The organism is Devosia sp. A449 (assembly GCF_054489375.1).
Genome location: NZ_JBTMWU010000002.1, coordinates 651,646 through 666,775, shown reverse-complemented (window position 1 = coordinate 666,775; position 15,130 = coordinate 651,646). Strand labels below are relative to the sequence as shown.

Here is a 15,130-nt window from a genome sequence, read left to right as displayed (position 1 = left end):
TCGCTCCTAGCCGCTCGAAAAACGAACTGCGCCGGTATTCCAGTTGATGAGGGAGTTGCCCAGAACTGAGCGCTGCGTGCCGGTCGTCACCAACTCGTCGGAATCCAGGACGATACGCGAAGTGCCATCAGCCTTGGCGTCCATGTAGAGCCCGACTTGCGTAAAGGTCCCACCCGACGACCCCTTGATGGCAAAGGCAGCGCGCACATCCCAGCCGGCCGGTGCGGCCACCGCTTGGATCGAGATATAGCCGCCGGCCATCACCAACCCAATGGACGCCTCCACTGCCGTGATGGATGAAGCCGTGGCTTCGAACTGCGCATTGACCGATGTCGTTAGGCCGCTGAGCGCCGTGGCCGTTGCGTCCACGCCTGTCGTCGGATCATTGACCGTGGCCTCCAGCGTTTCCGTGCGATCCGCCAATGCCCCCATCTCGCCCGCAATGACAGTGACCTCGTGCGTGTAAGCAGCCGTGGTCAGCTCGAAGCGCGCGGCGATCTCGGTCCGCATGGTCTGCATATCGACCATGCGGTCGCCCAGGGCGTTGGCGAACTGCGCAATCGCCCGCGATCGGTCGGCCTGCATTTGTTCGATAGTACGGGTTGCCTGCGCGCGCGCGTCGTTCAACTCTTCGGTCAGGTCATTCGGGCCGATGCGAACGTCGGCGGTCGTTACCTGAATCCATGTGCTGGCAACCGTGGGACGGCCAGAACCGGCAAGGTACTGAATTTGCACCTCATAAGCGGTATTTGCTTCAAGGCCTTGGGTGACGCGACCTGAGCCGGTCAATAGATCCGGCTTTGGAACAACGCCGCTCCACTGAATTTCAGTACCGCCCGCGAGCCGGTGCGCAATGCGAACGAAATCCACATCCACGGCAACCGATGGCGAGGCCCAGAATGCGTCATAAGCAACTAAGCCAGAAACCGGATGCACGTCAAAACCCGAGACTTCCTGCGGCGCAGGCCGATTGGTCACCACCGGGGCAAAGCTCAACGGACGCTCGTCGGTGCTCGGCGTCCAGTTGTGGTCGGTAGGATCGATCTCCTGCAGGCCAAACACCACCTTGCCCCATGGGTCGCGGGTGCGTGCCGTGATCAGGAAACGCTTGGCGGCATAACCAAACCGCTCGTTGGTCCAGCCCAAAATTTGCAGCGGACGGAACTGCACAAATTCGGGCGGTAACGCCACGACATGCGTCCTAAACCGACGCCCTTCTTCAATCACCGCTTTGATGACGCGCTGCGCCTGCGTCCCCGAGAATGTGGTGCCGAGGTCCAGGCCTTCAACCTGCTGACGACCGTCGTCCTCGTCCTCAAGATCGCTGCGATAATAGGGGGCGGTCTCCTTGTCTTCCCAAGCCTGCGCTGGCTCACGATAGGTCGCGGTTGCGCCGTTGATGATGCTGTCGAGGTTCGGGAACGGGATGGAGCCCAGCGGTTCCGTCGCCAGCACATCACCGCCGTCATTCCCCCCGCCTGAGAAAGCGCCGTCGACATGGTCAGGCACGCCCACCAGAATATAAACCATACCGTCGCTGGCATGGCTGATGCGGGCATTGGCCCCGATCAGGAATTCCTTGATCACATCGGCCGGACGCTCGTTGAGGCTGATGCGTCGACCGCCTCGGAACTGCCGCTCAGTCCCGCCGTCAACCTTGTTGATGATCAGGTCGCATGCATCCATCGCGGCGGCCCAGACGGCATAAGGCAGCTCGGCAGCGGACTTCTTGCCGCCCCAGATATGCCGGCCCTCGTAATAGATGCCGCGCTCGATATTGTAGATGATGACGGCATTGTTGTCGGAGAAGGCCCAGGTCGATGAGTCAGCCCAGCGATGCGGGCCGCTACCGCCTGCCGTCGAGTCCTTGCGGGGGTCATAGAGCTTGATGCCCTGAAACTCGCCCACGAAGCTGGGGAAGCCGGTCCACAGGGTTTCCGACCACAGCGCTGTAGTGATGAGATATGGCACGCCACGCCCGACCATATCGGACGCCCAGGCGCGGTCAGCATCGCCGCCGAACTTGGACACCAGGTAATCGTCGGCAGCAGTTTGCGCGCCGTCAAAGAACTTCCACCAGAGGTGCCCACTATATTCGGGCACCGGGAAGCCCTGCGCCACAGCCCCGGTGCCGGACAGCGTCACCCGCACGCCGTTCACGTAGAGCCCGGATAGCGCCGAAACAGGCAGATCGCCGAACGACGAAGCGCTGGTCAGATAGGCGTTCGGCACGCCGCCGCTCTCGCCCCAGGAGTTCTGATATTCGAGCTTGCCGGCCTCGCCAACGGTGCCGACGAGGAAGTATTGCGGCACCTTGCCGCCAATCTGGGCAGAGCCGCGCGTGCCGGTGCGCTTCTCTTCTTTCGGCGCGAATGCCTGCTTGAGCAGCGTCGACGTGATCGAGAGGACGACGCCAACAATGAGCTGGATCAGGAAGTTCATGACTTGGCCTGCCCCCACCAGGTGTCGACTTGGCCGGCTGTGTCGCCATAACGACGGAAGCGGTCACCACTGCGCAGCCGCTGCTGCTCATCCGACTCCATGGCCGGGTTGGTCTTGGTCAGATCGATGGCGCTGCTCATGGCATCGAGCGATAGCCCACCCTCGCCACCGGCCGCCGCGTCATCCACCGATGCGCCGTCGACCCGCCCGGCAAAGATCAGATGCGGCGTCGAGACGAGGTTCCAGGTACTGGGATCGAACAGCGCGCGGTGCAGCTCGACGCGCGCCACGCGGACATTGTGGCCATAGACCATATCCATAGGCGAGCCAGCGGCGCTGCTGATGTGGTCGAGCCCGAGCGTGATTGACCGCGCCTCGAGCCCAATGGCATCCACCACCTGCGGCACCTCGAGCAGCGTGGCGCCACCGACCGCATTGCGGCTCACAGGCGCTGCGCCCCCAGCCGGCACCACATTGACCGCGATATTATCCTCGCCCGTCCAATAGACGAACTCGGCCCCTGAGCCGCCCAAGGCCTTGCCCTGCACGGTCAGAATATCGCGCACGACAATGGCCCCGCTGCCGAGAGCGGAGAGAGTTTCGACATCGTACATGGAGGCTCCCTACCGGCCGTATGTCTGTTCGGCGCTGAACTTGATGGTGGAATTCATGCCGTCGACCTTCGACGGATACGCGCTGCCCGCGTCGATCTTGAACTTCGCGCAGGGCTTGGCGACCACTACGTCGGCACCGGCCATGATCGAGGCTGGCAGCGGGGGCCATATCTCGGCACTGGCGACGGCGCCGGTGATCGGATTGGCGGTGCGGGGCTCGGCAAACTGCCCCAGATAGAACCGGCTGCTGTCGAACACGACACCGAAGAAGGTGCCCAGGGGGATTTCATACCCGGCTGGGAAACCGCTGAACGAGACATGCAGCCTGTCCGTGATGACGTTGAGCTTGGGCACCGTACCGCCGATGATCACGCCGTCAGGATCGCTGGCCGGATATGGCAGACGATAATTGTAGAGCAGGACCGCTTTAAGCCCCCCTGCCCGCGAATTGATCAACGCCATGATGCCTTCGGCGTCGGCGTTGAGCATCGGGATCGTCGTCAGGTCAGCCTTCCACAGCGACGGCGCCCGGTCGGCATGACGAGTTTCCCCGCCGCCGGTAGCCGAGCGCTGCTGCTGGAAGCCCTGCACGAATTGCACGTCCTGCACTCGGAGCAGGTCGGCAAAGGCGTCTCGCGGGAGAGGATTGGCGAGAACCATCAGCCAGCCCTCCGCAGCGGATTGCGGTTGAATGTCTGGATCACGTCGGGAAGCTGACGTTTGATCTCCTTGGTTATCTCGCGAGCCAACGCCGGAGCAGTTTCAGGCGAGGTGCCGGCCGGGACGCTGATATGGTTGTGGATCACCAGGTCACCGCCATTCTGGTTCGCCGCCATCGCCTTAGACTGCTGGTGCGGGATGACCTGCGAGCCGCGCGGCAGATTGACCAGCTCAGGCCCTCGTTCACCCACCCACGCCATGCCGCCCGGAGCGCTGTTCGTGCCGTCAGCAAAGCCAGGAATACCGAAAATGCCGGGCTTGCCGAAACCACCCGCAACGCCCCATCCGCCGCCAAGGCTGTTGCCGCCTATCCCGCCCATTACGGCGCTAAAGATCATGTCCCAGATACCGTTCGCCGCATTCTCCAAGGCCTTGTCCGCGATTTTCTGAAGAGCATTGGCCCCGGCGAGGCCGATCCCCTCCCACACAGATCTGGCAACGTCGCCCAGGTTCTCCCATTCGCTTGACTGCTCACGAAGGTAACTCGTGACATCGGAGAACATGCCGCCGAACACGTCCTTGCCGAAATCGTAAATCTCGGTCAGGCGGCGCGTGGCTTCTTCCGCCTCGGCCATCCCGGCAGCCAAGCCCGAAATCTCCTGACGCATCGCCGGCGTCAGCTTGATATTGTCGTTGGCCGCCTTGTTGAGCATGTCTTGCTCATAGCGGAGCCGGTTGGCGGCCTCCGCCGTCATGCCGAGTGCCTGAGTTTTGAGATGCTCGGCAGCAATAAACTGGCGAGCATCGCGGGTCAGCCCGTCATAGGCCTTTGCTTGGCGCTCGGCCTCTTTCGCAGCCGCCTTTGAGGCTTTGGTATCGACGCCAATGCTATCCGCAAGGCCCCGAAGCGCATCAGCAGCGCCAGAGGCGGCTCCCTTCACGAACTCGATGCCCTTGCCGAGGTAGTTGAAGCCTATAGACTCCTCGGCCGCGCCCTGGGCGGCGTCCATTACTGCGCCTCCCATTCCCTTGAACGGATTGTCGAACTTCTTCGGTTCAAATGGCGTGCGCATCCCTCCAAGCGCCGCACCTGCAAGCATATTTACGCCGGGCAAGGGAAGTGTTGAAACCCATGACAAGAACTGCGCAACCTGGACCCGACTTTCATTTAGCAAGCGAGTGACCCCGGCCAACACCACGTTAACTGTGGTGATTGTCACGTCACCCATCACGGCCGGCAGATTGGCCCAGACAATTGAAACAGCTTTGAAGCCGCCGACGAATGCGCCGATGATCCAGTTGATGCCCGTCTGCGCGGCGCCGACGATATCGAAGCCCAGCATCTTGGTGAGTTCATCGCGCCAGATAACGGCACCCGCGACGATGGCCGCGAAGCCGGCAATAAGCAGCACCGGCAAACCCGCGGTGGCATAAATTGCGGTCGCAATACCCCATATCGCCGTGGCGACCGTCCCGAGTGATCCGACCACCGCCACCAAACCCGAAATGATCGCTGGCGAATAAAGCAGCGCGAGGCCGACGGCCGCAGCAGCAGCGTATGGCGCAATGACCACGATGCCATCAGCCAAGAAGTTCAGGACGGTCTGCGCCACGCTGCCCCAGTCAACGAACTGGAGGCCCGTAGCCACCAGGGCGATGATACCGATGGTCAGCAGCGATACCGGGCTGATGATGGATTTCAACCCTGCCGCAATGCCCTGCAATGGTTTCTCCATCGTTGCAAACACGGCCGAGAGCTGGGTGCCTTGCTGCAGGGCGATCTGGAGCGGGTTCATGCCCATGGCTGAGGTGACGCCGATGTCCTGGAATTGGGCGGCGATGTTGGCCGTGTTGAACGAACTACCGCCGGCGCTTGCGCCGAAGCCGCCACGGCTCGGGCCCATGGTCAACTGCGCGGCGTGCTGACGCTCCTGACGCATCAGAATCTCAAGCGCCTGCTCTTGGCGCAGATAGCCGGCGGCCACCGCATTGGACATCGCCACGGCAGACCGTTCGGCCTCCCGCTCCAGCCGAATGCGTAAAGCGAACTGTTTATCGATGGAGCTGGCGGCCTGCTCGAAAACACGCTGCTCTTTCGAGCGCCGGGCCACGCTTTCGGTCGACACGGCAAGGCCTCGGCTTTGCGCCTCCTGCATCTTCTTCTGGGCAGCCTCGAAGCGCGCAACGCCACCGGTGGCCATATCGGCCGCCTGGCCTGCATCGGACATCTTCTTGCCGAACTGGTCGAGGGGCACCAGCGATCCATCCGCTCGGACGACGAGGCGGGTCACAACATCGGTCATTGCGGTTGTCCTTGGGTCTGCGATAGCGTCCATGCTTCCGATGGGGAGGGCTCAGAAAGACATGATGTTGCAAAAATGGCAGGGAGCGGCGGTGGTTGTTTTGTTGTTGACGCAGGCAGCACACGGTCAGAGCAAAGCGGAACTTGCGTCTCCAACAATTCAAGCTGCGTTCCAGTACATGGCCAATGCGTACCTGTGCAGGGACGCATTGGGTGGCCTAGCGCACTACCAGGCAGCCCGCGCGATCGCGGTTGAGACTGCTGTGCAAATCGGCCTGGGCCGAGACCAGGCGGTTTTGGCCGTCGATGAAATGGACCAGAGGTTAACGTCTGACCCGAGAGCCAAGTCTCCCGGTCTTGACACCGTTGCGTGTCAAACAGCGGTCAATGAATCCCTGAATAGTCTGTCCGTGGCCCAAGCAAGATATAGAACCGCGGAGTAGTTCGTGAACAGGCGCGCCAAGGGTTAGGTGTCCTTGTATGCCTGCTCCGACGGCTTCAGCTCAGCCATCGAGGTCATCAGCGCATCATCGAGCCGTTCAATCGTCTCGATCTCCCAAGGCCGAAGATGCAGGCCGGACAGTCGGGAGTAGGCGTCCAGATCAGCCCAGGTAATCGGCGTAGCACCGAAGCCGTTGCCGGCATTGCGGCGCCGGATACGAATGAAAGCCGTCCAAAGATAGCGCAGCGCGTCGGGGAACGGTGGCAAGGCCAGCTCCCCCTCAATCTCGCTGCGTCGTTCCGGCGTCCTTGCCCGGCTCAACTGCCCCTGCAGGTGAACACGCAGGCTATGGCCGTCCTTGTCGATGGCCGAAAGAGCAAATTCACGCTCCGCAAAGTCCAAAAGCTCTATGCGGAGCGCGGCGTAAAAGACTTCTCGCTGGCGACGAACTCCATGGCCTGAGTGAGCACGCCGATGCGCTTCGGGTGCGATAGGAATTCCGTGGCGTTCTCAGCGCTGAACGGGAATGGCTTGCCGCCAATCTCCACCGCCGACCAGCCGACGATCCGCTCCACCAGGTCGGCGATGTTTTTGGCGCGAACTTCGGCGGGTTCGTCCTGATCGGCCTTCCATTTCCGACCGTTGACCTGCGCCTGCTCGACTTGCGCGGACTTGAGCAGGCGTTCGCGGGCAAAGCGGTTATTCAGCGCCTCGGTCTTGGGATGACCCGGGCCGGCAAACTCCCAGACCCAGCCAGTGGGGCTCCCATGGATATCCAGCACCTGCATCTTGCCGATGTCGGCGGCCTCGAAGGCTTCGAAGTCCAGGGAGATGCTTTCGGTCTTGGTCATTTCGTCACTTTCGGATTGGCGCGGCGGGGTTTGGCCGGCGCGGCTGGAGGGATCGAGACAGCGCGTGCCGTCTCGCTGATGGCGATGCTGGCGAGCCCCTCAGCGGAGCTGGGCCAGGAGATGGACAGACCAGTGGCACGCCCATCAGCAATGGCCCGGTGGAGCGCCCGGGCGGCGGCCCGGACGTCGGTTTCTGCCTTGCTCATGGTCAGGGCGCGCTCGTCTGATATTTGAGGATGGTGCGGTCGAACGCCCCGCCCCGCTCGTCAACGCCGGTCAGCAGCGTAAAGCTCTGCGTGCGGGCATTGTCCTGGCCGATCTCGCCCTTGGTGGCGCTGGCCAGAGTGAAGTTGCCGAGGAAGAACGAGCAGAAGTCGGCGGCGCCGGTTTCGTGCTCCTCGAACAGCAGGTGCAGGCTCAGTTCGTCCTCGTTGAGGAATTGCTTGCTGCGCGCCACGTCGGACTTGAGGGCGGTGATCGTGCCCTCGACGCCGGCGAGATTGGTGAACACATCCGGCGTCAGCACCGAGCCCACCACCGGCACGCTCGAGGCGTTCAGGTTCAGCGTCAGATCAACCGAGCTGACATCGAGCACGTCATCGGCGCCGATGCGGATTTTGGCCTCAACGGCGGTAAGTCCGATGCTGACGGTTTCAGTCGGAGCCGTGAAATATGGCGAAGCGGCGCCTTCGAGCACTTCCATATCCTGACCGACCAGGCCGAAGGTCAGGATCGTCATGCCGTTGGGCTGCAGCTGGATCTGGAGCGAGCCGACCCGGACGCCGGTGAAAACCTCGGAGCCGTCGATATCGGCCTCGTATTCCTCGACAGTGAAGGACCGGGCAACAAGGCCCTGGGTGAGCTTCTTGGGCCGGGTGATCTCATAAGAGGCGAGCGGCCCAGCCTCGGCGATGAGCGTTTCGGCCACGGTGATGGTGGTCGCGGTCAGCCCCGTGACGCGGACATTGCGGTCCTGATTGGCCACAACAAACCCCGCCCCCAGCCGGATCACATCACCAACGCGCAGGCCGGCGGTGATCCAGGAGCCCGCAGAAGCGGTGACGGTGTTGGCTGCAACGGCCAGCGTGGCGCTCGACAGCTCAGCCGTCGCCTCGGTGATGGCCAAGGCCGGCTCGAAGGTGCCGCGAAACACCGCCTCAATCAGATCATCAAAAGACCCGACGCTCATGTCGCCGACATAGGAGCCTGCCACCGAGCGGGAGCCGTGCCGGCCGCGCGTGGTCATGCCGTCACGGCGGACCTCATTGGAGCGGATCGGCTCTTTTGCCAGCGTCAGCCCGCCCGAGTTGGGACGGAACGCCTTGGATGGGCTGGCAGCAGCCTTCACGCCATAGGTCTCTTCTGGCGCATAGGAGACGGCGACATTTCTACCGCTCTGATACATGCGAATTCTCCATGAAAAAGCCCGCCGAAGCGGGCATGTTGCAATTACAGGCGGATCGGGCGTCAGCCCCGATGGAAATACTGGAACGGCACGCTCACCGTGACCCGGTACCAGTTGCCGGCATTCACGCCCGCAATCTCGCTTTGCGCCGCTGCATCACCACCCTCATCAACGCGCGGCACCCAGCAGCGCAGGTAGCAACCGTCGCCTGGCTGATAGAGAACTTTGGCGCGGAACAGTTCGCCGATAGCTTCGGCATATTGGGTTGCGGTTGCCTCTCCGGTGCCGTCGGGCACGAAGACGTGGACATAGAAGAAGCCATTGGTCTGGCTGAGATGATTGCCGGGCATGCCGACGCCGCGGATCGCCTGCCCCGGCATGGTCGCCATCTCGAAGAAGACGAACGGCTGGAAGGCCGCGAAACTGGAGCCCGGCACCACCGCCTCGGGTGGCCAGGGTTCGTCTGGCACCTCGTTCTGATAGGCTATTCGCGTCGTCGTCCATCCAGCCTCTAGCGCAGCCTTTGCTGCCGCCTTGGCAGCGCCGTAGCTCCCCATAATCAGCGCTCCGAAATGAACAGGGTGGGGAACCGGTTGATCGACTTGTTGCCAACCAGCCCGGACGCAGTCGCCCCGCCAACGACGCCTTGCCAGCCGAACTGCACGCGCGCCGTGTTGCCGTAGCGCGCCGCCACGACCGAGGCCGCTTCTTCATAGACCCGATCAGTGCCGGGAACGCGCATGGTCATGGTGCTCATCTCAATCTTGCGGCTGTAGGGCAGCGGGTTGGTGATCAGGATTTCGCTGGCGCCGTCCCAATCGCTGAGATTGCGGGCCTCGACGCCGCCGACGAAAAGCTGGTGCCGGAGGCGATATTCGCCCGACAGGACCGGTGAGAGATCGAACAGCGTCTCCATGGCGAAGCGAACCACATCGTCCAGCCGGGGATATTCGTAGATAATCGTGCCGTCGGCCCGAACCTGCTCTTCCTGCGCGCCGCGCACGCCATCCACGGTGCGCGTGAACCGCGCCGGCCGGGGATCGTCCTGCATGACCCTGGCGTGCTCTCGCCTACCCAGCGCGGCCAATTGCTTCTGCGTTTCCTCGCGTGTCGCCTGCGCAGCCAAGACGAACAGGCGTTGATTTGCTCCAGCCATCAGGCGAGCGTCACAAGCAAATTCCACCGGACCAGCGTGGCCCCGATGTGGATCGGCTCTGCCGAAATCACCTTGCCCAGCTTTGCTCCGGCCGTGATGGCAAAATCGTCGTTTTCCTTGATCTCGTAGCTGCCGAGCGACGACGGTGAGACGATGACCTTCCGGTCCCGCTGCGTGATCATGCCGACCAACTGCTCAGGGTCATAGCCACGGACGAAGCCAGCAGCATTCTGCTCAATGGCGCCGCGCCGAAAGGCAATGGCCTGGCCGTGGTCGGCTATCTGGCCATCGAGCGCCGCAATGGCTTGGGCCGGCGTCATAGCCAGTACACCCGGAGCGGCTGCAGCAGCATCTCAATGGCTGATTTTACCACCAGCCCGGCCGCCTCCGACACCGTATAGGTGAAGGTGCCCACACCCTCGACTTCCTCGCTGCGCAAGAACAGGTTTTGATCCGAGGTCATGGACCGGAGGTGTTGGACACCGATGATGACCGCCTGCTTGGCGCTTGCCGGAACAGCAGCGGCGTCATAGCCAGCCTTGTACTGGACCGTCACCGCGTCATCGGCGCACTGGGTCGCCGGAAAGGCGAACGATGGAGCGAAACCGACGGTATTGGCTGCTCGCCGGTAGTCCGAAGCGTCCACCGTCTGCTCCGCGCCCGCGGCGTCGCGATATTTGACACTCACGACCTCGATCACCGGCAGATACGGCAGGCGGATCGATCGATGAAAGCCCGCCCGCGTCAACTCAAGGGTTTGTTCCCCCAGAGCCCGGCCCAGCCAGCCAGTCGGACCGTCGATACCCGCCTGCACCGCTGCAATCAGCGCGGTGATCTTGGCATCGTCAGCCGCATGCCCACCCGGCACGTCGGCCGGGCTGACAATTGGGGCTGGACCGGAAATGACGCGGACGGTCATGGGCTAGCCCGCGGCCTTGAGTGCATCCTGAGCCGCAACCAGGGCGGCCTCTGCATCCTTGAGCGTGGCAGCAGCAGCCGTCTTGTCGGCGCCGGCCGCAGCCTCCTTATGAGCCTTCTTCGCTTTGCCAACAGCAGCGCCCGCCGACTTCACGGCGTCTTTGAGCGCCACGAGCGGGTCGGTGCCGGGCTCCTCCAGCTCTGCCCAGCCGTTGTTGACGGCGACAGTAGCCAGATCGCCAGAAACGTCGGAACCAACGTCGAACCGGCGCGGATAGATCGAGCCATCAGGCACGCCATCGAACGCCTCGGTAACTTTAGCCATATTGGTGCTCCTTCTGCTCAGGGTGGAAGGCGGCGCTAGGCCGCCCGCCCTGGCTAGATCTGATCTGCCTGTGGGTTGTCGGCACCGTGCCCGCGAACAACGGTCACGCCGAGGGGCGTGGCGGCGCCGTGAGTGCCAGAGAAATCGGCGAACACCTTGATCCAGCGCTTGTTGCCCTTGTAGCCGACGCGATAGGCAGCGGCGGCGGCGTGCGCGGCCGTCAGGGCTTTCACAATGCCACCAGTGCCGACGGACGGAACGCCGAGCACATCTTTCTGCACGACCGCAGCAAAGTCGGCGCTGTCCGGTGGAGAGCCGTCGGCCTTGTCGTCGGCATGGGTGATCTTGAACTCGATCTTGTTGGTGTCACTGAACGTGATGCCGCCAATGCCGACGCCGATCACTATTTCAGCGCCGTCATAATCGCGGAGGTCGATTGCGACGGGGGTATTGTCGGCATCAAGCGCGGCCATGATCACAGCCACGATATTCATGCCCGAATGCAGGTCTTTCATGGGACCATTCCTTCGATGAGGGGAAAGGGACCGGGCGGAGGCCGCCCGGTATTCGAGCGAGGCCTACGCGGCGATCTTGAGCAGCTTGATCGCTTCGAAGTTCACCACGCCGCCGCCGACGCGCTTGGTCGTGTAGAACAGCACGTTGGGCTTGGAAGTGAACGGATCGCGCAGCACGCGAATGCCGGCGCGGTCGGCGATCAGATAGCCGCGGCGGAAGTCGCCAAAGGCAATCGGGAACGCGTTGGCGGCGACCTTGGGCATGTTGTCGTCGTTGTGGACCTGCTTACCCAGGATCGTGGCGACTCCGGCCTTATCGGTCGGGGCTGCCCAGATGTAGTTGCCGTCGGCATCCTTCCACTTACGGACCTTGCCCATCGTGGCGTCGGACATGAGCCAGGATGCGTTGGCCCGGTAGCCCTGCTTGAGCGCATAGTGCAGATCGATGAGGGCGTCGGCAGGGTTTGCGGTCGTGCTCGACGCGATGAAGCCCGACGCATCGCCCGAGGCGATAAACCCGAGCTTGCCCCAGGCGTAGGCGTCGTTCTGCACCATGTCATAGGAGAGGAAACCACGTGGCTTCTTCACCCCATTGCCGGACACAAACGACCGGTTTTCCTGCTCGGAGAACTCGATGGACACTTCCTCGCCGAGCCAGCCGCCGATATCGATGCGGGCATCATCCAGCGTGGTCTGCGTCGCGCCGGGCATGGCGTAGATCTCGCCGGTATTGATGACGATTTCGCGCAGCTTGGGATTGGCCGTTTCGGGGCGCTCGTCTTCCTCGCCAACCCAGCCCGAGGTGGCGCCGCCGACATTGACCAGCTTCTTGTATTCCTGGCCGCTGATGGTGATCACGCGCGACAGGCTACGCAGGGTCGAGACGGTGCCAAGAACGCGGTCGATGGTGCTCTCGGTTTCGGACGGCACCAGGTAGCCACCGTCAGGGTCGGACTGGGTGGTAAGTTTGGCCGACACTTCGAGGTCGGCCAGGCCGTTATCCACGCCCTTGCGGAACCACTTATTGAAGGCGTCCGAGTGCGCCACCACGTCGGGATCGTGGTTGATGCCGCCGGCCGGGCCAATGACTGCTGCCGCAATCGCCTGATTGACCTCGTTCAGCGCCTTGTTCAGCGCCGAGATTTCGTTGTTGATCTTGTCGACCTTGTCGCGGCTCACGACGTCATCGAACTTGGCATTGATGCCCTTGAGCTCTTCGGTGTGAGCCTCCTTGAAGGCCTCGATGGTCTGCTTGAGTTCAGTGAAAAGCGCCGTCTGGGTGCTGGCATCGGCGCGCACGGCGACGAGCCCGCGAGCGCGCGGGTTCAGCAAAACATGCTGCATGGTCTGTTCCTTTCGGGAGTTATGACCGGATTGAGTTGATAAGCTCCCGGATGGAAGCCTCATCGATGCCTGCATCACGCGCGGCGGGGGTCCGGCTTGCATCACGCAGGGCCGGATCGAGATGTCCGAGTTCGGCGAGGATCTCCTGCCGGGCGGAACGGGTATGACCGGCCTTGGCCAGCGCCGCCTCTGTCTGGCGGCGGGCGATAAGGCTGCGGTCGGAATTCTTCGCTTCGGGCAGATCGGCGCCCAGGTCATTGTCGAGGCGATCAGCAAAGCCATTCTTGATGGCATCGGTTGGGCCCATGAACGTCTCTGCGTCCATCAGGGCTTCGATGGCGGCGCGCTTGCGCTCGGTGCGGGCCTCGTAGATGTCGATCAGCGCATTGTCGAAGGCCTCGAACAGGGTGGACGCCTCGGCCAGCTCGTGCCGGTTGCCCACCACAACGCCCCAGGCGTTATGCACCATGATGAACGTGCCCAGCCCCATGACGATCTCGTCGCCGGCCATGGCGATGATGGAGGCGGCCGAGGCGGCAATGCCCATAATCTCGACCGTGACCTTGGCGGGGTGCGCCCGCAGCAGGTTGTAGATGGCCAGGCCTTCGAACACATCGCCGCCCGGCGAGTTGATCTGGACGCGGACATCAACATTCCCGATCGAGCGGAGCGCGGCGGCGCAGCGCTTGGCAGTAAAGCCTGCGCCAGTCCACCAGTCTTCGCCGATGACGTCGAAAATCGAGATGACGTTGTTTTCGGAAGTGCCGGCGGCCTTGGGCTGCGCAGCCCAGGCCTCGAACGCTTCACCCGGGGCATCGGCCTGGAAGTTCTTGGGCTTCTGCAGCGCATTGATCTCAGGCAGTTTGCGGAGGCTCATCACCTGTCTCCTGTTCGGATTTGTCCTGGCCGCCCGCCGTATTGGGCGGGTCGTAGTAGATCCCGCCCCTGCCATCATCGCGCGGGTTCTCATCTTCCAGTTCGAGCACCTTGTCGGGATTGTAGACGCCCCATTGCAGCATCTTGACGTAGTGATCTGTTCGGCTTTTGAGGTCCGCTCGCACCAGGGCATTGCGGTTGAACTTGGCGTAGAGGCCGCTTCCATCGTCGGTCAGATCGACGGTAATGCCCTCCTCCCACATGACCAGATGGTCCTCGAGAGTGAAGGCCAGAAACCCCTGCTGCTGGGACTCGATACCGGTGCCCCAACTGGTGCTCTTTTCGGTGTCGCCGGCCATATGCGGCGGCAGGCCGAAGAACATAAAAATGTCAGTGCGGCTGAGCTTGCGGCTTTCAACCCACTGCACATCCACCGCCGACATGCCCAGTTTTTCGACCTTCATCCCTTCTTCAAGGATCAGGTCACCACCCTCGTTCTCTCCGCCCGAGCGATAGCTTTCGAGGCTGGACTTGAGGTTGATGATGCCGTCTGAGCCGAGCTTTTGCGGATGGCTGAGGACGTGTCCGACGACCGCACCATTCTTGTAAGTTTTGGCGCCGTGTCGCTCCATCGAGAGCGATAGCCCCATGGTTTCGCGGGCATAAGTGATCGGCGTCACACCGGTTATGCCATCCAGGCTCAACCCGAACAGGTGGAAAACTTGATCCTGTTGCAGCACGACCTGACGGCCATCAGGGCGGGTCCAGACATACTCCATCAGCATGTCGGGTCGCTGCCGAGGCAAAACCCGATCAGGGTGAAGCGGAATGAGTGCCTGCACCTCCTTCTTGACCGCCGTGCGAACGATCATGGCGTAGGCATTGCCGCGCAGCAGAACGTGGGCCTGCATCATGCGGCGAAACTGGTTGGGCTTCTGCCACTTGTTCGGGCGGCGGCGGATAACCGTCCAGAGTTCGGCGTCCGAGGCGTCCTCACGCGTGCGGTCATCGACCCGGCGCTTGATATGCAGCGGCAATGTTGCGACGGCGCCCGCGATAATGCGGACACAGGCATAAACCGCGGCGATCTTCATGGCCGTGTTGGGCGTCACGCGTTCGCCGCTGATGCTTTCTGCGCCCCCGGAAAGGTATTCGTCCAGTTGGGCAGGCGTGTTTATGACGACGCCGCCATCACTCATGGCTCGCGGCTCAACGCGCGGCGATGCGGCCGGAGACCTTGCGTCTCCGAACCAGCGGTCCCAGAATGCCATTGAGCTCTC

The 15,130-nt window shown here is 62.6% G+C and carries 17 protein-coding genes; all 17 read right to left on the bottom strand.

Annotated elements, in window-relative coordinates; translation table 11 throughout:
- Positions 1–6 precede the first annotated feature (6 nt).
- The 17 genes from ACX3OW_RS09145 to ACX3OW_RS09065 all read right to left on the bottom strand — a co-directional run bounded on the left by ACX3OW_RS09145 (position 7) and on the right by ACX3OW_RS09065 (position 15,121).
- On the bottom strand, positions 7–2,442 hold the full coding sequence (locus tag ACX3OW_RS09145) for a phage tail protein (RefSeq protein WP_459095437.1): 2,436 nt from the start codon (positions 2,440–2,442) through the stop codon (positions 7–9).
- On the bottom strand, positions 2,439–3,056 hold the full coding sequence (locus tag ACX3OW_RS09140) for a hypothetical protein (protein WP_459095436.1): 618 nt from the start codon (positions 3,054–3,056) through the stop codon (positions 2,439–2,441). Before ACX3OW_RS09140 ends, ACX3OW_RS09145 begins: the two co-directional genes overlap by 4 nt.
- Before the next feature lie 9 nt (positions 3,057–3,065).
- Positions 3,066–3,716 (bottom strand): hypothetical protein, encoded by a 651-nt coding sequence (locus ACX3OW_RS09135; RefSeq protein ID WP_459095435.1) that lies wholly within the window; start codon positions 3,714–3,716, stop codon positions 3,066–3,068.
- Positions 3,716–6,019, bottom strand: coding sequence for a phage tail length tape measure family protein (locus tag ACX3OW_RS09130; RefSeq protein WP_459095434.1), 2,304 nt, complete (start codon positions 6,017–6,019; stop codon positions 3,716–3,718). The genes ACX3OW_RS09135 and ACX3OW_RS09130 overlap by 1 nt, the downstream gene beginning before the upstream one ends.
- A gap of 465 nt (positions 6,020–6,484) precedes the next feature.
- Complete coding sequence (locus ACX3OW_RS09125; protein WP_459095433.1) at positions 6,485–6,862, bottom strand: phage tail assembly chaperone; 378 nt, start codon at positions 6,860–6,862, stop codon at positions 6,485–6,487.
- Positions 6,863–6,867: 5 nt separating this feature from the next.
- The gene (locus ACX3OW_RS09120; protein WP_459095432.1) at positions 6,868–7,311 is read right to left on the bottom strand and encodes a branched-chain amino acid ABC transporter; all 444 of its coding nucleotides are present in this window, start codon (positions 7,309–7,311) and stop codon (positions 6,868–6,870) included.
- Complete coding sequence (locus ACX3OW_RS09115) at positions 7,308–7,517, bottom strand: hypothetical protein (RefSeq protein WP_459095431.1); 210 nt, start codon at positions 7,515–7,517, stop codon at positions 7,308–7,310. The genes ACX3OW_RS09120 and ACX3OW_RS09115 overlap by 4 nt, the downstream gene beginning before the upstream one ends.
- A 2-nt stretch (positions 7,518–7,519) precedes the next feature.
- Positions 7,520–8,716 carry a phage tail tube protein gene (locus tag ACX3OW_RS09110; RefSeq protein ID WP_459095430.1) on the bottom strand — a complete coding sequence of 399 codons (1,197 nt, stop codon included), beginning with the start codon at positions 8,714–8,716 and terminating at the stop codon, positions 7,520–7,522.
- Between the two features lie 62 nt (positions 8,717–8,778).
- Complete coding sequence (locus ACX3OW_RS09105) at positions 8,779–9,273, bottom strand: phage tail terminator-like protein (protein ID WP_459095429.1); 495 nt, start codon at positions 9,271–9,273, stop codon at positions 8,779–8,781.
- A gap of 2 nt (positions 9,274–9,275) precedes the next feature.
- Entirely contained in the window at positions 9,276–9,872 is a 597-nt protein-coding gene (locus ACX3OW_RS09100) for a hypothetical protein (protein ID WP_459095428.1), read from the bottom strand.
- Positions 9,872–10,192 carry a hypothetical protein gene (locus ACX3OW_RS09095; protein ID WP_459095427.1) on the bottom strand — a complete coding sequence of 107 codons (321 nt, stop codon included), beginning with the start codon at positions 10,190–10,192 and terminating at the stop codon, positions 9,872–9,874. Before ACX3OW_RS09095 ends, ACX3OW_RS09100 begins: the two co-directional genes overlap by 1 nt.
- Positions 10,189–10,791 (bottom strand): hypothetical protein, encoded by a 603-nt coding sequence (locus ACX3OW_RS09090; RefSeq protein ID WP_459095426.1) that lies wholly within the window; start codon positions 10,789–10,791, stop codon positions 10,189–10,191. Before ACX3OW_RS09090 ends, ACX3OW_RS09095 begins: the two co-directional genes overlap by 4 nt.
- A gap of 3 nt (positions 10,792–10,794) precedes the next feature.
- Entirely contained in the window at positions 10,795–11,115 is a 321-nt protein-coding gene (locus ACX3OW_RS09085) for a hypothetical protein (protein ID WP_459095425.1), read from the bottom strand.
- 53 nt (positions 11,116–11,168) lie between these two features.
- Complete coding sequence (locus ACX3OW_RS09080) at positions 11,169–11,630, bottom strand: hypothetical protein (protein WP_459095424.1); 462 nt, start codon at positions 11,628–11,630, stop codon at positions 11,169–11,171.
- Positions 11,631–11,693: 63 nt separating this feature from the next.
- Positions 11,694–12,974: a phage major capsid protein gene (locus ACX3OW_RS09075; protein WP_459095423.1), complete on the bottom strand. Its 1,281-nt coding sequence runs from the start codon at positions 12,972–12,974 to the stop codon at positions 11,694–11,696.
- A 19-nt stretch (positions 12,975–12,993) separates the two neighbouring features.
- Positions 12,994–13,851, bottom strand: coding sequence for a head maturation protease, ClpP-related (locus ACX3OW_RS09070; protein ID WP_459095422.1), 858 nt, complete (start codon positions 13,849–13,851; stop codon positions 12,994–12,996).
- Entirely contained in the window at positions 13,829–15,121 is a 1,293-nt protein-coding gene (locus ACX3OW_RS09065; protein ID WP_459095421.1) for a phage portal protein, read from the bottom strand. Before ACX3OW_RS09065 ends, ACX3OW_RS09070 begins: the two co-directional genes overlap by 23 nt.
- Positions 15,122–15,130 lie beyond the last annotated feature (9 nt).